General features: G+C 67.5%; 17 protein-coding genes. 6 read left to right on the top strand and 11 right to left on the bottom strand.

Translation table 11 applies throughout. The features are described 5' to 3' along the window. Window positions 1-52: 52 nt before the first annotated feature. The gene (locus SOM47_RS14610; RefSeq protein WP_042612080.1) at window positions 53-958 is read right to left on the bottom strand and encodes a recombination-associated protein RdgC; all 906 of its coding nucleotides are present in this window, start codon (window positions 956-958) and stop codon (window positions 53-55) included. A gap of 12 nt (window positions 959-970) precedes the next feature. Beyond that, the gene (ttcA, locus tag SOM47_RS14605) at window positions 971-1,858 is read right to left on the bottom strand and encodes a tRNA 2-thiocytidine(32) synthetase TtcA (RefSeq protein ID WP_320505990.1); all 888 of its coding nucleotides are present in this window, start codon (window positions 1,856-1,858) and stop codon (window positions 971-973) included. 90 nt (window positions 1,859-1,948) lie between these two features. On the opposite strand from ttcA, the gene SOM47_RS14600 reads away from it, so the two are divergent. Next, on the top strand, window positions 1,949-2,152 hold the full coding sequence (locus SOM47_RS14600) for a YdcH family protein (protein WP_042612082.1): 204 nt from the start codon (window positions 1,949-1,951) through the stop codon (window positions 2,150-2,152). 72 nt (window positions 2,153-2,224) lie between these two features. Here SOM47_RS14600 and plsB read toward each other — a convergent pair whose 3' ends face one another. Both plsB and SOM47_RS14590 read right to left on the bottom strand, forming a co-directional pair. Beyond that, on the bottom strand, window positions 2,225-4,858 hold the full coding sequence (plsB, locus tag SOM47_RS14595; protein ID WP_320505989.1) for a glycerol-3-phosphate 1-O-acyltransferase PlsB: 2,634 nt from the start codon (window positions 4,856-4,858) through the stop codon (window positions 2,225-2,227). After that, complete coding sequence (locus SOM47_RS14590; protein WP_192084859.1) at window positions 4,858-5,826, bottom strand: hypothetical protein; 969 nt, start codon at window positions 5,824-5,826, stop codon at window positions 4,858-4,860. The genes plsB and SOM47_RS14590 overlap by 1 nt, the downstream gene beginning before the upstream one ends. Window positions 5,827-6,097: 271 nt before the next feature. On the opposite strand from SOM47_RS14590, the gene SOM47_RS14585 reads away from it, so the two are divergent. Both SOM47_RS14585 and SOM47_RS14580 read left to right on the top strand, forming a co-directional pair. Beyond that, window positions 6,098-6,913 (top strand): S1 family peptidase, encoded by an 816-nt coding sequence (locus tag SOM47_RS14585; protein WP_192084861.1) that lies wholly within the window; start codon window positions 6,098-6,100, stop codon window positions 6,911-6,913. A gap of 94 nt (window positions 6,914-7,007) precedes the next feature. Continuing rightward, window positions 7,008-7,823, top strand: coding sequence for a S1 family peptidase (locus SOM47_RS14580; RefSeq protein WP_192084863.1), 816 nt, complete (start codon window positions 7,008-7,010; stop codon window positions 7,821-7,823). Between the two features lie 41 nt (window positions 7,824-7,864). Here the strand turns inward: SOM47_RS14580 and pyrF are convergent, their stop codons facing one another. Beyond that, on the bottom strand, window positions 7,865-8,587 hold the full coding sequence (gene pyrF, locus SOM47_RS14575; RefSeq protein WP_192084865.1) for an orotidine-5'-phosphate decarboxylase: 723 nt from the start codon (window positions 8,585-8,587) through the stop codon (window positions 7,865-7,867). Further along, window positions 8,584-9,504, bottom strand: coding sequence for a 5'-nucleotidase, lipoprotein e(P4) family (locus SOM47_RS14570; RefSeq protein WP_042612088.1), 921 nt, complete (start codon window positions 9,502-9,504; stop codon window positions 8,584-8,586). The genes pyrF and SOM47_RS14570 overlap by 4 nt, the downstream gene beginning before the upstream one ends. A gap of 99 nt (window positions 9,505-9,603) precedes the next feature. Here SOM47_RS14570 and SOM47_RS14565 point away from each other — a divergent pair, with 99 nt between their 5' ends. Further along, the gene (locus SOM47_RS14565; protein ID WP_320505988.1) at window positions 9,604-10,263 is read left to right on the top strand and encodes a YceH family protein; all 660 of its coding nucleotides are present in this window, start codon (window positions 9,604-9,606) and stop codon (window positions 10,261-10,263) included. A gap of 46 nt (window positions 10,264-10,309) precedes the next feature. Here SOM47_RS14565 and SOM47_RS14560 read toward each other — a convergent pair whose 3' ends face one another. After that, window positions 10,310-10,837, bottom strand: a complete 528-nt coding sequence (locus tag SOM47_RS14560) for a GNAT family N-acetyltransferase (protein WP_320505987.1) — start codon at window positions 10,835-10,837, stop codon at window positions 10,310-10,312. 47 nt (window positions 10,838-10,884) lie between these two features. Next, complete coding sequence (locus tag SOM47_RS14555) at window positions 10,885-12,861, bottom strand: UvrD-helicase domain-containing protein (RefSeq protein ID WP_320505986.1); 1,977 nt, start codon at window positions 12,859-12,861, stop codon at window positions 10,885-10,887. 102 nt (window positions 12,862-12,963) lie between these two features. On the opposite strand from SOM47_RS14555, the gene SOM47_RS14550 reads away from it, so the two are divergent. Together SOM47_RS14550 and SOM47_RS14545 are read left to right on the top strand one after the other, a co-directional pair. After that, window positions 12,964-13,686: an SEL1-like repeat protein gene (locus SOM47_RS14550; RefSeq protein ID WP_320505985.1), complete on the top strand. Its 723-nt coding sequence runs from the start codon at window positions 12,964-12,966 to the stop codon at window positions 13,684-13,686. A 28-nt stretch (window positions 13,687-13,714) separates the two neighbouring features. Then, entirely contained in the window at window positions 13,715-14,329 is a 615-nt protein-coding gene (locus SOM47_RS14545) for a thymidine kinase (protein WP_320505984.1), read from the top strand. Window positions 14,330-14,452: 123 nt separating this feature from the next. Here the strand turns inward: SOM47_RS14545 and SOM47_RS14540 are convergent, their stop codons facing one another. From SOM47_RS14540 to SOM47_RS14530, 3 genes are read right to left on the bottom strand one after another with little or no spacing between them, the layout of a single operon-like run. Beyond that, entirely contained in the window at window positions 14,453-16,054 is a 1,602-nt protein-coding gene (locus SOM47_RS14540; protein ID WP_042612094.1) for an OpgD/OpgG family glucan biosynthesis protein, read from the bottom strand. A gap of 50 nt (window positions 16,055-16,104) precedes the next feature. Then, entirely contained in the window at window positions 16,105-18,564 is a 2,460-nt protein-coding gene (locus SOM47_RS14535; protein WP_320505983.1) for a serine/threonine-protein kinase, read from the bottom strand. 15 nt (window positions 18,565-18,579) lie between these two features. Next, on the bottom strand, window positions 18,580-19,143 hold the full coding sequence (locus SOM47_RS14530; RefSeq protein ID WP_042612096.1) for an ECF-type sigma factor: 564 nt from the start codon (window positions 19,141-19,143) through the stop codon (window positions 18,580-18,582). Between the last annotated feature and the right edge of the window lie 54 nt (window positions 19,144-19,197).

The following is a 19,197-nucleotide window of genomic DNA, read 5'->3' as shown; positions in this document are numbered from 1 at the left end:
AGCATACGCCGCCACGGGCGGCGCGATATCAGCAACGTCCGCCGCACCCTGTTCAGTCCGCCTTGCTCAGCTTGAAGGCCTCTTCCAGCAGCAGGAACAGGCGACGGATCTCGGCGCTCTGCAGCGCAAAACGCGCATCCAGCTCGGCACGACGACCGTCATCATCCGAATGCTCCAGCTGGTCCAGTGCGCCATCGAGGAACTTCAGCTTGCGCACGATCAGGTCATCGCCGATCACGAAGGACAGGTTGTCTTCGAACACCAGGGCCAGCTTGGTGACCTGCTTGCCCGCGTCCAGGTGCTTGTCGATCTCGTCGCAGCGCAGTTCCTGGTGCTGGCACTTGACCACGGCACCGCCCTCCACCGGGTCCTTCATTTCGCACTCTTCGCCCAGCGACAGGCCGGTCGGCAGCGGTTCGCCGGCGATCCAGCCGGTGAGGATCGAACGCGGCGCCACTTCGGCGTTCAGCGGCATCGCCGGGAAACTGCCCAGCAGCCCGCGGATGTCGGACATGAAGTACTCGGCGGTCTTGCGGCTGGAGCAGTCCACCGCGACGTAGCCATGCTTGAGGTCGATGAAGGCATCGTTGCGCGAGTTCTTGACGAAGGCGCGCGGCAGCAGTTCGTGCAGCAGGTCGTCCTTCATGCGCTTGCGTTCGCGGCCGCCGGGACGACGCCCTTCGTTGGACTCGATTTCCTCCAGCTTGCGCTCGAGCAGGTCGTTGACCACCGCGCCGGGCAGGATCTTGTCTTCACCGCCGACGGTCAGCCACAGGTGCTCTTCGATGCGGTGCGAGAACTGTTCTTTCTCTTCGCGGCCGAACGGGGAGATGAAGCCACGCGAATTCATCTCAAGCGGGCCGACCGGCTTGAGCAGGGCATTCGGCAACTGGGCGTCCACGTTGGAGAAATCGGTGGCGATGGGGAAACGGAAGAAAGTCAGGTTGCGAAAGAACATGGAATTCCGGATTCAGGAGTGAAGGGCGCCGTAGCCATCGTCGGCCAACGGCGTCTCAGGAGGTGCGTCGCGGTGGCGACGCTCCAGGGAATGAAAATCAAACAGGTTCGGGTCCGCCAGCTGCGACGGTTCCACGCTGGCCAGTGCCCGGGCGATCTGGTCCACGCGTCCCGGATGGTCACTATCCCACTGCGCCAGCAACTGGCCTATCTGGCGACGCTGCAGGTTGGGTTGGCTGCCACACAGCGTGCACGGGATGATGGGGAAGCGGCGTGCCTGCGCGTACTGGGCGATGTCCCGCTCGCGCACATAGGCCAGCGGCCGGATCACCACGTGCTGGCCATCGTCGCTGCGCAGCTTGGGCGGCATGCCGGACAGCTTGGCATGGTGGAACAGGTTCATCAGGAACGTCGCCGCCATGTCATCGCGGTGGTGCCCCAGCGCGATCCGGGTGAAGCCATGGCGGGCGGCATGCTGGTACAGCGCGCCACGGCGCAGCCGCGAGCACAGCGAACACTGCGTGCGCCCTTCGGGAATCACCCGGCTGACCACCGAATAGGTGTCCTGTTCGATGATCTGGTACGCCACCCCCAGCCGCTCCAGGTACGCCGGCAGCACATGCGCGGGAAACCCCGGCTGCTTCTGGTCCAGGTTAACCGCGACCAGCTCGAAGGGAACCGGCGCCCTGCGCTGCAGCTGCAGCAGCATGTCCAGCAGGGTGTAGCTGTCCTTGCCGCCGGACAGGCACACCATCACTTTGTCGCCCGCCCCGATCATGCCGTAATCGGCGATGGCCCGGCCGACCTGCCGACGCAGCGCGCGCGCCAGCACGTCCGCCTGCGCGCCAGCCTCGCGGGGTACGCGCGGCAACGGGTCGGGCAGGGACAGGACGTCGGTCATCGGCCCATTCTACCGGCTGGCATGCGCGCTTCGGAGGCCTAGCGAGCGGCGGTTCTCCCGGTGGTCACCGGCGCTGTGTATGCTCGACGGGTGGATATCTACACTCCCGCAGAAATCACCGAGCGCCTGCTCGCGCTGCGCGCCGACCACCGCGCGTTGGACGAACGCATCACGCGCATGGCGGCCAATGGCGAAGACGACCTGGAGTCCAAGCGGCTCAAGCGTCACCGGCTGCAGCTGAAAGACTGCATCGCGCGGCTGGAAAGCCTGCAGATCCCCGACGAGCCGGCCTGAGCCCTCCTGGTGGGTGGCCCGGCCTGGGGCCTTCCGGTGGGTGGCGACCGTGGGTCGCCACGCCCTGCCTGGTCAGTCCTGCGGCGCGGTTTCTTCCGGCCGGGCCGCTTCCGGGCTCACCCGTTCAATGGTGTGGCGCAGCTCGCGGCCGAGGATGAACTTGGCATCCTTTGCCCAGCCGTCCAGGCGCTCGTCGAACAACAGGCGGCTGTTTTCGTCCGGCCAGACCAGCCGCAGTTCGCGCAGCTTCTGGATGAATCCACGGAACAGGGTCTTGTCGAAGAACTCCGGTGCCGCCGGCGCGTACAGCAGGCTCAGCCGCTGCGCGGCCTGCTGGCAGAGGCTTTCCAGTTCCGCCGCGCCCAGCGTGCCGGGACCATTCTTCACCAGCACTGAAATGGCGATGTAGTACCGCTCGAATGCCTGCTGCAGGGAGTGGCCGATCGCGCGCAGGCGGAACACTTCGTCGGTCTGCCCGGTATTGCGCGACAGCACGCCCCCCTCATCCTCGCCGACCTGCTGGAGCAGGCCCTCGCGGATGAACAGGTCGATGGTCTGCTCGATGCGCTGGCCGAATTCGTCTTCGGTCCACGGCAGGAACAGTTCGGCCTGCAGGAAGGGGTACACCGAACGCCCCAGCCGCACCAGGCCGGCGCGGCCCATGCGGCGGTTGTTCTGGAAACAGCACGCGACCCACGACGAAGCGGTGAACAGGTGCAGCACGTTGTTGCGGAAGTAGCTGAGCAGCACGGCGGTGTCGCCGCTCACGCTCAGCACGTCGCCCAGCGGATGCTTGACCCGGGTCAGCACGTTGATTTCTTCGGCGTGAGCGATGATCCGCTCCGGCGAATGCGGGGTGACCGTCACCCGGTCCGAATAGGGCATTTCTTCCAGCAGCGTCTTGCACAGCTGGATCTGTGCGATCAGGTCGGCCTCGCCCATGGCGTGCTTGGGCGTGGACAGCAGCGCCAGCGCCAGCAGGTTGATCGGATTGACGTCGGCGGCCCCGTTGATGCGTACCTGGATGCGCTCGGCCAGGGTGTCGACCGTGCTCGACAGCCATGCCGGCTTTTCATCCTCGGCCACGGCGCGTCCATCCCATTCCGGGGCTTTCTCAGCCAGCACATCGTTGAGCGCGATCGGTTCGCCGAAGTTCACCACCACCTGGCCGAAGTTCTGCTTCAGCACCTTCGGGATGCCCCACAGCAGCGACCAGATCGATTCCTTTTCCTTTGGTCGGCCGGTCAGCTCGTCCAGGTAGCTGCTGCCTTCCATCAGTTTTTCGTAGCCGATGTAGATCGGCTGGAACAGCACCGGCTTGCGCGGCTGGCGCAGGAACGCCTTGAGCGTCATCGAGATCATGCCGCCCTTGGGCTGCAGCAGGCGACCGGTACGCGAGCGGCCGCCTTCGACGAAATACTCGATGGAGTAGCCGCCGGCGACGAGCTGGGCGACGTATTCGCTCAGCACGGCCGAATACAGCGCGTTGCCGCGGATCGAGCGGCGGATGAAGAACGCGCCGCCCTTGCGCAGCAAGGTGCCGACCACCGGCAGGTTGAGGTTGATGCCGGCCACGATGTGCGGCGGCACGATGCCGCGGTCGTACAACAGGTAGGACAGCAGCAGGTAATCCATGTGGCTGCGGTGGCTGGGCACGTACACCACCTCGTGGCCAGGCGCGGCCGCCTTGAACTTGTCGAGGTGGTGGACCAGCACGCCGGCGTAGATGCGGTTCCACACGTGGCTCAGCATGAAGCTGGCCGAACGCACCACCGGGCTGGAGTAATCGGCAGCGATTTCCCACGCGTAGGCGTGCGCCTTCTTCCACGCGTCGGCCGGCTTGCTGTTGTCTCGGCGGGCCTGGGCGGCAATCGCTTCACGCACCGGCTCGGCCTGCAGCACCTGGTCCACCAGCAGGCGGCGGGTGGACAGGTCAGGACCGATCACCGATTCGCGGATGCGGCGGAAATGCGTGCGCAGCACACGCTGCAGCTTGCGCACCGTGCGCTCCGGATCCAGCCCTTCATCCACCGTGGCCCGCAGCGAGATCGGTGGGGCGAAGCGCACGATGGTGCTGCGACCGTTCAACAGCACCGCCAGCAGGCGCCGGAAGCGTCCGACCAGCGCCCAGTTTTCGGAAAACAGCACGGCGAACCAGCCGCTCTGCTTGTCCGGCGCGCGTCCGACGAAGATCGACACCGGCACCAGGTGCACGTCCAGTTCGTCGCGCGACCGGTGCGCCTGCAGCACCTTGGCCAGCGAATCGGAGTGGGTCTTGGCGCCGCGCTGTTCGGGAATGATCGAATTGCTCGAACTGCGCCGTGACAGGGCCACGTAGGCGCGCTTGCGGCCGGTGGGATCACCGGGCAGCGGCACCAGGGGCGAGGGCAGTCCGGCCTGGCGGCAGGCCTTGTCCAGGATCAGCGCATTGGACAGACCGTAGTCCTCCAGCACGTAGACCACCGGGCGGCCGTCGTTGTACTGGCCGGGGTCCTGCGGTTCGATGTCCAGCGACAGCCAGGGCTCGAACAGACGACCCAGCAGCCGCGCCCACCACGGACGCCGGCCGGCGGCGGCGCGCGCGGCAACATGCGCCGGCACCGGGCCGTCGATCGTCATCGGGGACACCTGCGCCGTATCGGCAGGGGTCTGCTCAGGTTGTTCGCCGGGGAACGGCAGCGGATTCTGTTTCGACATCGGCGTCATTATGGCGTAGCCGCGGGCTTTTCATCGTCCCCGGTCTCAACAGGAAGTGCGATGAGCGCGGCGGATTCAGCTTCCATGGCCGCCTGCGCCGTGCGCGCGTTGCGCAACAGCGCGTCGGTATCGGCCAGCGTACGCGTGAGGTACCAGTGCCCCTCGCGGCGGGTCAATGGAATCTGCAGGCTGATTGTCTCTCCTGCCAACGGATACTGCAGGCGTACCAGGGCGTTGTCGCCCTGCTGGGAAAGTACCTCGCCGGCAATCCCGCGCATCGACGCGTCCAGATCAAGCCCATAGCTGGCCAGCACCGATTTCAACGTGGCGATGAACGGCCCCAGCCGTTCCAGGCTGGCAGCCATTCCCGCCTGCTGCAGCTGCTCATCGTTGGTGAAGCCGGTCGCGTTGGCGGCCTTGGTGAGCGCGGCGATGCTGGCCCGTGCCCGCGCCCGGTCGCTTATCGGCGCATCGGCCGCCCACGCCGCCAGCGTCTGCACCACCTGCACGTAGTGCGCCTGCTGGCTGGCGGTGAAGCTGGTTTCATGGCGCAGGTACTGCACGCCGAACAAGCCCATGGACTGCGCGGCCTGGCGCACGGCGGCCGTCTGCCCGGCCAGTTGCCGGTCGAAACTGCGCTGCAGGCGCTGGCTGCCATCGTCGGCGGAAAGGGCCTGCAACATCGGCAGCAGCTGGTCGTGCAGCGGCAGTTCGGTCAGCGGCCAGCGGCTGTGGCCCCGGCTCCACGCCTGGTCCAGTGCCGTGTACTGCGCCGGCGGTACCGACAACCGGGCATAGGCCACCAGGTCGTTGTCGGCAATCGCACGCGCCATCGCCTGCACCGCCGCGACGGGCTCGGCGGGCGGCAGGGCGGGATCGACCGCATCGCGCTGGCAGGCGGCCATCGCCAACAGCAGCATGGCAGCGCAAGCCCACCCACCCGCATGGCGCAGCGCGCGCCGTTTCGTCTTCGACATGATGGTTCGGACTCCCCAGACCGGCCTGCATCTTGACCGGTGTTGCCTGTCAGCAGCAAGACAGCGGCGGTTTCATACCCCCGACCGGGGCCACGGCATTGAAACATACTCGCTGCCGACCGCGGGACGCCGCTCTGCATTCCGGCGTAGTACGGATGGCAGGGTGGGGCCATGTCGTTGCACCCGCCAGCTGTGACGGCGCGCAAGGACTAACCGGTTGGACTGGTCGCCCACTGGTGTCCGGCAATCCGCCGGATCCGAAGGCCGCATCATGAACCGCTATCCTGTTTTTGTCCTGGCCAGCCTGCTCTGCCTGCCCGCGGTGGCCTCTCCGCCGTCGCAACCTGACCAGGCCAGGCCGAACATCGTCGGCGGGACGGAGGTGGCCGACGGCGATAATCCGTTCCTGGTCAGCATCCAGCTTGTTCGCCGTGGCAGCACGCCGCTGGCCCGTCACTGGTGTGGCGGCACGCTCATCTCGCCCTCCTGGGTACTGACCGCCGCACACTGCGTGATAGGCAAGCAAGCCACCCAACTACGCGCGCGCAGCGGAGAGACCGACCTCACCGCGGGCACCGGGACGGACCATCATATCGCCGAGATCCACCTGCATCCCGCCTACGCCAGCACACGCAAGAGCGATGTCGCCCTGCTGCGCCTGGCGGCGCCGGTACCCGACGCGCCGATCATCGGTCTGCTCGGCCAGGAAGGCGTCGGCTTCGAAGTAGCGGGGCGGCTGTTGACGGTAGCCGGTTGGGGCAATCTGTCCTGGTCCGGCGACAGCCCGACGCGCATGCAGCAGGTCGACGTGCCTTTCATCAGTACCCCCGATTGCTCAGCCCTGTACGCAGGCCGTGCGACGGTTGACGCGGCCACCGAGATCTGTGCCAGCCAAGCCGGCCGCGATTCCTGCCAGGGTGATTCCGGCGGTCCGCTGTTCACCCGCGCCCCCGCCGGGGGCTGGGTCCAGCTGGGTGTGGTGAGCTGGGGGATCGGATGCGCTTCCGGCGGCTCACCGGGTGTCTACGCGCGCCTGGCAGGCCCAGGCATTGACAGCTTCATCCAATCGGTCTGGACGGGCGACTGAGCCGTCGCGCCGTCGCCTTGTCACCCTGTCGTCCTGTCGTCCTGTCGTCCTGTCGTCCTGTCGTCCTGTCGTTCCCACCATGGAGGAAAGACCCATGAAACGTGCGGTTTCCGCGCTGTTTGCCGCCACCCTCGCCGTTGTCTCATCCGCTGGATCGGCCGCGGAGGGAGTGCGGCCCGCCATCATTGGTGGCAGCGACGCCCCCGCCGGTGCTTACCCCTTCATGGTCAGCATCCAGGTCCCTGACATGGGCGACACGCCGCGCGCGCGCCACTGGTGTGGTGGCACCCTGATCTCACCGTCCTGGGTGCTGACGGCAGCGCATTGCATGGGCGTGACGGTGGACCAGGCCGTGGTCAGCGTAGGACAAACGGATCTGGACAGGTCTGAAGGCACCCTCCACCGGCTCGCGGAAATCCACTCACACCCGGATTTTTTCACGGGTGGGCCGGATGTGGCGCTGCTGCGCCTGGTGGTGCCGGTCAGTGGAATCGAGCCGGTCCCTTTGCTGGGGCCGGCGGGCAGGGAGTACGAACAGAACGAGAGGCCGGTGGTGCTGGCAGGTTGGGGGCTGGTTGAACAGGTCGGTGACGAGGTCAGGCAGGTGGGCCCACTGCAACATGTCCAGACGCAGATGGTCGATGTGGACCTGTGCCGCGCGCTTTGGGGTGGATCCGGGAGCGTGGATGCTGAGAACGACCTGTGCGCTGGCGGCAATTACCGGGACACCTGCTTCGGCGACTCCGGCGGCCCGCTGCTGGTCAAGGCGCCCGGCGGAGGCTGGTATCAGCTGGGAGTAACCAGCAGAGGCGGCCGCGTGTGTGGCCAGCCCGGCCATCCCGGCATCTACGCGCGGCTGGCCGGTGCGTCGGCGGACGATTTCATCGCCCGCACATGGGACGGTCGATAGGCCACCGTACGCCGGGCGTGCCCCCGGCGTTGGCGCGCCGCTCAGCGCCGCAATGCGGCGCTGATGTCCTGCTGGATGGCCCGTGCCGCCTGCTGTGGGTCGGCCGCCAGTCGGATCGGACGCCCGACCACGATGGCATCGGCGCCGTCGGCGAACGCCTCGGCAACACCGACCGTGCGCTTCTGGTCATCGCCTACCGGGCCGTCCGGGCGGATCCCCGGGCAGACGATGGAGAACCCGGCGCCGGTCGCGGTACGGATCGGCGCCGCTTCCTGACCGGAGGCGATCACGCCGTCGATACCGGCCGCCTTCGCCGCCAGCGCGCGCTCCACGACAACATCCACCGGTTCGCGGTCGATGCCCATCCGGGCCAGGTCTTCGCGCCCCATCGAGGTCAACACCGTGACCGCCAGCACGCGCATGTCGCCGCCAGCAACGGCCGCACAGGCCTCCATCATCGCCGGGTGCCAGCCATGGATCGTGCAGTAGCTCACCGGCCATTGCGCCAAGCGCTTGATGACCGCCGCGGCGGTGGCCGGGATATCGAAGAATTTCAGGTCGACGAACACCCGCTTGTCGCGGCGCGCCAGCTCCTCCAGCACCTGGAAGTACTCACCGGATGCCAGCAGTTCCATGCCGATCTTGTAGAAGCCGACGCTGTCGCCAAGGCGATCCACCCACGCCAGCGCCTGCGCGCGGTCGGGCACGTCCAGCGCGAAGATCAGGCGCTCGTCATCGCGCAGTGGCAGCGGTCCGCGGCTCACGGCGCATAGTCCAGCGCGGCACGCTTTGCATCGTGGCGGGCCTGGCGCGGCTGGCTGAAATCGTTGTTGAACTGCGCCGGCTCGAAGCCGCCGTAGGTCGGGTTCGGCAACATCCACCAGCGCTCGCCGAACCAGTCGTGGTACTGCTGCAGCAGCGCATCACGGCCTTCGTTGGTGTTGGCGGTGACTTCGACGAAATCGCCGAGCTGGTCACCGAACTGCATCAGCACCCGGTACTGCTGCCCGGCCAGGCGGCGGCGGCAGTTCTTTTCACTGCCGGCCTGCTCACAGCCCTCAACCACGGTACCCAGGCCGAGGAACACGCTGTCGTCGGCAACCGGCAGGCCTTCGGCACGCAGGTTGGCCAAGGTGGCTTCCTTCAGGTGCACGGCGCGGTTGGAGATGTACAGCAGGGTGACGCCTTTTTCATTGGCTGCCCTGGCGAAATCGACGACGCCGGGAATCGCCTTGGCCTTCTTTTCGGCCACCCACTGGTCCCACGTCATCTCGTCGTATTCCTTGCCATCGCGCACCAAGCGCGCCTGGTAGGGCGAGTTGTCCAGCACGGTCTCATCCAGGTCCAGCACCACCGCCGGCTTCAGGCCCTTGGCATCATTGCCCCGCTCTTCCGGCACCAGCGCGTCCCAATGGGATTCCTTCAGCGCCGCATCCAGGCGGTCGGCGGCTGCACGGTAGGTCTGCTCGGTGATCGCCTTGTATTCCTGCGCACGCTGTATCCACAGCACCGCGTTCAGGTTGTCGTTGGCGCTGCTGTCCGGTGCAGTGGCAGCGCCAGCCGGCGTGGCGGCGCGGGCTTCTTCAGCGGCGGGCGGGGCGTCGACGCGCTTGCACGCGGACAGGCCGAGCACCGCGATGGCGAGCAGGGACAGGGAGAGAGGGGCGATACGACGACGCATTGGCTTCACCATGTTCAGATCCCCGCCATTTTAACGGCAAAGATGACAGGGGCAGCGGCTATGCTTGATGGCTGTTCCATCGACCCAGCGGAGCCCGCCATGACCGACACCCCCGACACTCCTGCCCGCCCGCTGCTGGATGCCACCCAGGCGCGCCTGCTGGGCTGCCTGGTGGAAAAGGAAGCCACCACGCCGGACACCTATCCGCTGACGGTGAACGCGGCGCAGTCGGCGGCCAACCAGAAGACCGCGCGCGATCCGCTGATGAACCTGGACGCAGGCAATGTGCAGCACGCGCTGCGCCAGCTGGAAAGCATGGGCCTGGCGCGCCAGCATTTTTCCTCGCGTGCCGACCGCTATGAACATCGCCTGCAGGCGGCCCTGGACCTGACCCGCCAGCAGACCGTGGTGCTGGCGCTGCTGCTGCTGCGGGGTCCACAGACGTTGGCCGAGCTGATGACGCGCGCTGAGCGGCTGCATCGCTTCGGCGATGCCGACCAGGCACGCCACGCGATCGAACGCCTGCAGCAGCGCGAGCTGCTGGTGGTGCTGCCGCGTGCGAGTGGCCAGCGCGAAGACCGCTACATGCACCTGCTGTGTGGCGAAGTCGATGGTGCGGCGCTGGCGGCAACGTTCGCCGCGTCGGGTTCGGCGTCGGCTGGCTCAGGCGGCCTTGATCCGGCGCTGGCCGAACGGGTGGCGCAGCTGGAAACCGCCGTTGCCGAGCTGCGCGCCGAGCTGGAAGCGCTGCGCGGCTGAATCGAGGGTTGCCGGCCAGCGGCCGGCACTACCGTGCGGGGCGCGATCAGCGGGCCACGTCGGCCGCGCCCGGCGTGGCGAACAGGGTCACCCATTGCTCGCTGCCGGGCAGCTGGATCGGGCCGCGCTGCTGCATCCCCAGCCGGCGCAGGATCGCCGCGGACGCCAGGTTGTCCGGGCTGATGATGCCGTACAGGTCCTGCAGGCCCAGCGTGCCGCGCGCATGGGCGAACACCGCCTGTGCCGCCTCGCCGGCATAGCCTTGGCCTGCATGCTCGCCCAGCACCGCATAACCGACATCCGGCCCCGGCAGGCCGTCGCGGCGCACCAGGCCGGCATTGCCCAGCCAGGCCCCATCGGACAGGCGCTCGATCGCATACATGCCGAAGCCGTTCAGCGCGTAACTGTGCAGCACGCGCAGCGCGATGTATTCGCGGGCCTGCTCCTCGCTGCGCACGGCGCGATCGCCGATGAAGCGCACGAAACCAGGATCATTCAGCAGGGCCAGCATGCAGCCGGCATCGCGCTCGGGCTCGATGGGCCGCAGGCGCAGCCGGTCGGTTTCAATCTGCACTGCCGTTCCCGTCGCCGTTGTGGTGGCCGATTGTGCGCACTGCGCGCTCAGTCGAACAAGGCCTGGATGGCCGCCAGGCCGGCGCTGGCCCGTTCCTGCTTGCGCGCCGCATCGGCCACCGGATCGGCCCCGTCGCGCTGTAGTTCTTCGGCCGGCAGTTCGGCGAAGAAGCGGCTGGGTTTGAGCCGGACGTGCTCGCCGAACTTGCGCGTCAGCTTGCTGTGGCTCATCCACAGCTGGACCTTGGCCCGGGTGATGCCCACGTACAGCAGCCGCCGCTCTTCCTGCAGCGTGCCTTCGTCCAGGCTGACCTGGTGCGGCAGCACGCCGTCTTCGCAGCCGACGATGAACACATAGGGGAACTCCAGGCCCTTGGAGGCATGCAGGGTCATCATGCGCACCTGGTTGCCGCCATCGTCCTTGTCGTTGCGCGACAGCAGCACCAGCTGGCCGGCCAGGTCGGCGGCGGTGGCGCCGCGCGGGCCGCCTTCGAACCACTGCGCCAGCTCTTCGATGTTGTTGGCGCGGCGCTGGTAACTGGCTTCTTCCTTCGCCTGCTGGCGCAGCTCGCTGAGCAGCCCTGATTCCTTGGCCACCTTGCGGATCATGTCGCCGGAAGAGATCTCGCGGGTCTGTGCGCGCAGGTCACGCAGGATGTCGGTGAAGCGCGACAGGCTGTTGGCCGCACGCGGGGGGAGCTGCTGCAGCGCGCCCAGCGCCTCGGCCGCCTGCGCCATCGGCATGTTCTTTTCCGATGCCAGTTCCGCCAGCTTGGCCAGCGTGCCTGCGCCCACGTCGCGCTTGGGCGCCTGCACCGCGCGCATGAAGGCGGTGTCGTCGTCCGGATTCACCAGCAGGCGCAGCCAGGCCAGCGTGTCTTTGACTTCCTGGCGCTCCAGGAACACCGTGCCACCGGACAGGTGGTACGGCACGCGCGCCAGCTGCATCGCCTTTTCCAGAGGGCGTGACTGGAAGTTGCCGCGGAACAGGATGCAGAAATCACTCCACGGTACCTGCCGCGCCTGGGCGATGAAGGCGATCTCGGCCGCCACTTTTTCCGCCTCGTGCTCGCTGTTGCGGCACTCCCACACCCGGATGCGTTCGCCGTCGGCCTGGTCGCTCCACAGCTTCTTCAGGTGTTCGTGCGGATTGTTGGCGATCAGCGCATTGGCCGCGCGCAGCACCCGGTTGGAACAGCGGTAGTTCTGTTCCAGCTTGATGATCTGCAGCGCGGGGTAGTCGCGCGCCATCTGCTGCAGGTTTTCCGGATTGGCGCCGCGCCAGGCGTAGATGGACTGGTCATCGTCACCCACGCAGGTGAAGTTGCCCTTGTCCCCGGCCAGCTGCTTGAGCAGGCGGTACTGGGCGTCGTTGGTGTCCTGGCACTCATCCACCAGCAGGTAGCCGATGCGTTCGCGCCAGGCGATGGCGATCTCCGGATTCTCCTCCAGCACCTGCACCGGCAGCCGGATCAGGTCGTCGAAGTCCACGGCATTGAAGGCCGTGAGCCGCAGCTGGTAGCGCTCGTAGACGCCGGCCGCTTCCTTCTCGCGGTTGCTGCGCGCCTCGCGCATCGCCTGCTCCGGTGACAAGCCGGCGTTCTTGGCGCGCGAAATAAGGTTCTTCACGTCCTCGATGTCATCCGGCTTGGCGCCATGCATCAGGTCCTTGACCTGGGCGTTGCTGTCGTCGGCATCGAAGATCGAGAAGCCGCGCTTCAGGCCCACCGCAGCGTGTTCGATCTGCAGGAACTTCAAGCCCAGCGCATGGAACGTGCAGATGGTGACGTCTTCGGCGTCCTGGTCACGCAGGCGCCGGGCCACGCGCTCGCGCATTTCCTTGGCCGATTTATTGGTGAAGGTGATCGCGGCGATGCGCCGGGCCGGATAGCGGCCGCAGCCGATCAGGTGGGCGATTTTCTCCACGATGACGCGCGTCTTGCCGCTGCCGGCACCCGCCAGTACCAGCAAGGGGCCTTCGATGTGCAGCACTGCTGCGCTTTGGGGGGGATTGAGTCCGTGCATGTACTGCAGATTGTAGCGGGGGCACCCTGACCTCCGGCAGGTTGCGCTCGCCCGCCCAGCTGCGGATAGTGGCGGCATACCCCGTTTCACAGGAAGTGACCGATGGACCTGAACAGGTTTGCCTGCCGCGCGGTGCTCGCCGCCGCCCTGCTGTCGCCGCTGCATGCCGCCCAGGCGCAGCTGGCCGCCGAAAACGTCCCGCTGTCGCTGCAGGAACACGCAGTGGTCAGTTCACCGGCCTTCCTGAAAGCGCACCCGGACCTGCGTTACCGGCAGCTTGGCCTGGCGGCTGTCGAGCGCGACAAGCTGGAAGATGCGCGTCGTTACTTCCGCCTGGGCGCCCAGCATGCCGACAAACTGTCGCAGGCGCTGATGGCCGAGCTCCTGTGGAACGGCAAGGGCGGCCAGGTCGACCGCGCACTGGGCTATGCCTGGATGGACCTGGCGGCCGAGCGTGGCACCGAATGGCTGGTGGTGCGTCGCGAACAGTACTGGGCCGCCCTGGACGAAGCCGAGCGCAAACGCGCGGTCAGCGAAGGCCAGAAGCTGTACGCCGAGTACGGCGACCCAGTGGCAAAGCCGCGGCAGGAACGCGAAATGCGCCGCAACATGGGGGAGATGACCGGCAGCCGCACCGGTGCACTGGGTTCGACGGTCATGCAGGTCCGCTTCAACGGGCAGATGGTGCGGGTGGTGCCGGAGATCTACTACGCACCGCGGCTATGGCAGCCCGAAGCCTACTGGAAGTGGCAGGGCCAGCAGCTGGACGCGGGCAACGTCAGCAGCGTGGACGTGGGTTCCCCGCATCCGCTGCGCGGCGACTGAGTCCGCCCGCTGCGGCTAGAATCTGCCGATGGCCAAGCTCTATTTCTACTATTCGGCGATGAACGCCGGCAAGACCACTACGCTGCTGCAGAGTGCGCACAACTACCGCGAGCGCGGCATGCGGGTGGCGATCCTTACCCCGCGGCTGGACAACCGCGCCGGCAGCGGCGTGGTGGCCTCGCGCATCGGGCTGAAGGCCGATGGCATGGCCTTCGAACGCGACAGCGACCTGCAGCGCCTGGTTGAAGCCGATATCGCCGCGCACGGCCCGCTGGGCTGCGTGCTGGTGGACGAAGCGCAGTTCCTCAGCCGAGCCCAGGTCTGGCAACTGAGCGAAGTGGTCGACCAGCTGCGCATCCCGGTGCTCTGCTATGGCCTGCGCACCGACTTCCGCGGTGAGCTGTTCGAAGGCAGCCAGTACCTGCTGGCCTGGGCCGACGAGATGCAGGAGATCAAGACCATCTGCCACAGCGGCAAGAAGGCGACCATGACCGTGCGCGTGGACGAGCACGGCCACGCGGTGCAGGACGGCCCGCAGGTGGAGATCGGCGGCAACGAACGCTACGTGTCGGTCAGCCGCGCCGAGTTCAAGAAGATCACCCGCGGCGAAGGCCGGATCGACCCGCTGCTCGCCGGCGGATGAAGCGGTAGCGCGGTAGCGCCGAGCCATGCTCGGCGAGCGCGAAGCGGCTTGCCTCGGCGATCACGGTGCCGGAAGGATTCCGCCGAGCAGGGCTCGGCGCTACCGCTCCCCCGTTTACACGGCTCAGTACAGCGTGCGCTCGGGCGCCCCGGCCGGCGGCGGACTGTACTGGTACAACCAGGTTTCCGTCAGCGTCTTGCCCCCGCTGCGCAGGAACAGCCGAATATCGATCTGCGCGGTGCTGTCATCGCCCGGCACCAGGTCGAACATGGCCCGGTAGCCATTGATCTCGCGCAGCGGCCGGGCCGAGACGATTTCCAGCTTGCCACGGCTCGCCTGCACCACGGCCTCCACCTCGCCCTTGTCGATCAGGCTGGCCAGCTCGCCACCGGCGAAGTCCACCGCGAAACGCCACGAGAAGTAGTTGCGCTTCTTGCCGATGATGCCGCCCAGGCCGGTGCGGGTGGCCACGGTATGCGCCAGCGGCGAACGTGCCGGCGGCTCGGCGCCCCAGTACAGGCGATAGCCGACCAGCAGCTCCTGCCCGGCCTGCGGCTTGTCCTTCGGGTTCCAGAACGCGACGATGTTGTCGAAGGTCTCATCCACGGTCGGGATTTCGACCAGCTGCACCGAGCCTTCGCCCCATTCGCCCTTCGGCTCCACCCACAGGCACGGGCGCTTCTCGTAGAACACGCCGTCATCCTGGTAATGGTCGAATTCGCGGTCGCGCTGCAGCAGGCCGAAGCCACGCGGATTGCGGTCGACGAACATGTTGAAGCGCAGCTCGCGCGGGTTCACCAGCGGGCGCCAGATCCACTCGCCGCCACCGCTCCACATCGCCAGGCCGTCGGTATCGTGGATCTCCGGACGCCAGTCCCACGCCATGCGGCGATCGTTCTCACCAACCTGGAACATGCTGGTGCACGGTGCGATGCCGAGCCGCTCGATGGCCTTGCGCGGGTACAGCGCGCTGTCGATGTCCATCAACAGCACATCGCCATTGGTGATGGCGAAGCGGTAGGCGCCGGCCACGCTGGGCGAGTCCAGCAACGCATAGACCACGATGGTGTCCGAGTCGTTGTCCGGACGTTCGAGGTAGTAGGCGATGAAGTCCGGGAACTCTTCCGGGCCACCGGTCCCGGTGTCGATCGCCAAGCCGCGCGCCGACTGCCCGTACTGGCCTTCCTTGCCGACCGCGCGGAAGTAACTGGCGCCGAGGAATGCAGCGAAATCGCGATCGGTATCCTTGCGCGTGTTGAGCCGGAAGCCGGCAAAGCCGAGATCGGCCGGGAGCTGGCCATCCTTGATCCCGCTCTTCCCATAATCGAAGGCGGCACCGTCGTAGGCCAGTTCCTGCGCCTTGCCGTCGACCACGTCGAACATCCGCACCGGCGAATGGAAGTACAGCCCCAGGTGGAAGAACTTGGCCTGGAACCGGCCCGGCTCATTGCCCCACAGCGCATGGTCCTGGCGGTAACGGATCGACTGGTAGGCATCCCAGCTCAGCGCTTCCACCGGGCCCGGCAGGGTCCGTTTGTGGGTCTTGTAGGGCGCTGCGGCCAGCGCGCGCGCCTGGCCCTTCAGGCTGGCGAAATCGAACGGCACCGGCTGCCCGAGGCGGCGCAGGCCGACCTGTCGGCTTGCCGCGGCGCCCACGTTCAATGCAGGCAGGCCGAAGGCAGCCAAGGCCAGGGAAGCGTTGCGGATAAAATCGCGTCGTTGCATTCGAAGGCAGCCGGGGGCATGGAGGGTCGGCCATTATTCCAACAGATTCGTTAATTGTTGGCACTGGCCGGCGATATCTGTTCAGCTGGCCGCGGCAGGCGGGCCAAGCGCAGGTCCAGCTGGCGGACTGCCGAAGACGGAATGCCGCGCTGGGCGATCAGCAACTGGCGTGCCTCGCGCCACGCGGCAGCGGCGCGCGTGGGGCTGCCCGCCGCCCGTTCGGCCTCGCCCAGGTCGAGCAGGCCCTGCGGCAGCAGGGCCACATGGTCAGGCTGGCGCCAGATACGTACGGCGGTGCGGTAGTGGCTGACCGAGGCCTGGGCATTTCCATCCGCCTTGGCGAGGTCGCCCAGGGCATGTTCGGCCAGGCCGACTTCACGGTGGTCCGGTCCCAATGCGAAGGCCAGCTTGTCCCGCACTTCGCCGAGCACAGGGCCCGCCCACGCCCGGCCCCCATGCTGCAGTGCCAGCAGCGCGCGGGCACGCTGCACCACCAGCGTTTCCGGATGGTCCGGGCCGAACGCCTGCACTGCCGATTGCAACGCCTGGTCGAGTGCCGCGGAGGCCTCTGCGGCCTTTCCGCTACGTGCCAGCATCTGCCCCAGCTGGCGCCGCATCCCGATGGCTTCCGGGGTGCCCGGTGCAGCGCGCTGCAGCAGTGCCAGCGCCTGCTGGTAGCCCTCCCGTGCACGCGCGTCCAGGCCGGCTTCGGCATCCAGCCCGGCCAGCCCCGCCAGCGCACCGGCGATGCCACGCGGGTTGCCCTCCCCGCGCTGGTACAGCGCCAGGGCGCGGATGAAGGCAGCGCGCGCACCACGGACCTGGCCGAGCTGGGTCTGGCAATGGGCCAGTTCGCTGGCGAAGCCCGCCACGGCGGTCGGCAGCAGGTCCTGCTGCTGGTCGGCGACGGACGCTACGGCCTGCAGGTGGGCGACGCACTCGCGGTCACGGCCCAGCATGCGCAGTGCGCGCGCGCGCTGGGTCACCGCTTCCAGCTGCAGCGCGCCCGGCACGTCCCGTTGTGCCTGCAGCAGCGCGCGTTGCTGATCCAGGATGCGCAGGGCCGTCTGGTAGTCACCCAGTCCGATGTGCAGGCGTCCGATGACCCCCTCCATTTCGGCCAGCGCCAGCGGCTGCCCGGCCAGTTCTGCCTGCGCACGCTGCTGTCCGGTTTCCAGCAGCTGGCGCACGTCGAAGTGGCCTTGGCGGACGCTTGCCGCGCGATCAAACAAGCCGATGTTGAAGTCCTGCATCGCCTGCGCGCGGGCGGTCTCCAGGCGGGCCTGGCGCGCCTGCCAGACGGCCATCGTCGATACCGCCAGCAAGGCCGACAGGGCCAGGCTGGCGCCGGTCACGCCCCAGCGATGGCGCTGTAGATACTTGCGCAGGCGATACCCGGTGCCGGGCGGATGGGCGCGCAGCGGCCTGCCATCCAGGAACCGGCGCAGGTCTTCGGCCAGGGCATCGACCGATCCGTAGCGCTGCTGCGGATCCTTGGCCATCGCCTTGCCCAGCAGCAGGTCCAGGTCGCCCCGCACGCGTCTGGCAAGACGCCGCGCGGCAGCCGGCACCGACCTCCCGGCCTCACCCTGCAGCAACCGACGCGATGCGGGCATTGGCTGGACATCCAGGATGGAGCGCTCCCACTCGCTGTCGGAATGCCGTCGCAGGCGGTAAGGCTTGTGCCCGGTGACCACTTCGTAGATCACCACGCCCAGCGAGTACACATCGGTCCGGGTGCTCAGCGGATCGCCCCTTACCTGCTCTGGCGCGGCGTAGTGCAGGGTGAACGCACGCGGCTCGCCGGGGGCGGCCACCGCCGCGACGCCCTCCGGATCCAGCAATTGGGCGATGCCGAAATCCAGCAGCTTGACCCCCCCATCAGCCACCAGGATGTTGGAGGGCTTCAGGTCGCGGTGCACCACCAGGTTGGCATGCGCATGGGCCACCACCGAACACACCTGCAGCATCAGCCGCAGCCGTTCTTCCAGCGGCAGCATGCCGCGCTGGCAGTACTCGGTGATCGGCTCGCCCTGCACGTAATCCAGCGCAAAGTAAGGATGCCCCTGCGGGTCGATGCCTGCGTTGTGCAGCTGTGCAAGATGCGGATGCTGCAGCCGGGCCAGGATCTGCCGCTCGCGCGCAAAGCGCGCATGCAGGCCGGGCTCGGCCAGGCCGCTGCGCAACAGCTTCAGGGCGACCTTGCGCTCGTACATGCCGTCGCAGCGCTCAGCCAGCCAGACCTCGCCCATCCCGCCTTCGCCAAGCAGCTGCAACAGGCGGTAGGGACCGATGCGGGTGCCCTCGCGCGATGATCCGGGCGCGGAAAACACCGGCTGGGCCATGAACTGCTCGCTGTCGCGTGCATGGGCCAGCATTTTTTCCAGCTCGGCGGCCAACCCCGGGTCACGTCCGGCGATCTGCCGCAGGCGTTGCAGGCGACCGTCTTCATCCAGTTCCAGCAGCTGGTCCAGCCATGAGGACAATTCACGCCAGCGCAGGGCATCCATGGGTGGTGTTCGCGCTCAGTCCCCGCTTACTTCGGTCAGCAGGAACAGGCGCGCCTTCTGCCAGTCGCGCCGGATGCTGCGCTCGGAACGCTGGCTCAGTTCGGCGATCTGCTGTTCGGTCAGGCCGGCGAAGTAGCGCAGTTCGACCACCCGTGCCAGGTGTGGATCCAGTGCCTGCAGGCGCTCCAGCGCCACGTCCAGCGCCAGCAGGTCCTCGTCCATGCGGATGCCGCTGCTGCTGTTTTCCGGGATGTCCACCCGTTTGAGGTCACCGCCGCGCTTGCGCGCCAAGCGGTTGCGGGCGTAGTCCACCACCACGCTGCGCATGGCCGAGGCCGCATAGGCGAAGAAGTGCGCACGGTCCTCGAAGCGTGCCCCGCCGCGGCTGCCGAGCAGTTTCAGGTAGGACTCGTGCACCAGCGAGGTGGCATCCAGGGTGCGGCCCTGCTGGCCGGCCAGCTGCCGCCGGGCCATCCCATGCAGCTCCTGGTAGAGCACGGTGAGCACGCGGTCCAGCGAGGCACGGTCGCCGCCGCGCGCGGCGTCCAGCCACACAGTGATGTCAGATCCTTCATCCATCGCAGCGCCTGCTCCCACGGGAGTCGTGGCGCGACTATAGCCCTGTCCAGCGCG

The organism is Stenotrophomonas sp. CFBP8980 (assembly GCF_034046095.1).
In the GTDB taxonomy this organism is placed as follows: Bacteria; Pseudomonadota; Gammaproteobacteria; order Xanthomonadales; family Xanthomonadaceae; genus Stenotrophomonas; species Stenotrophomonas lacuserhaii.
Note: the sequence above shows the minus strand (reverse complement) of the source record. Positions and strands in the feature narration are given on the sequence as shown.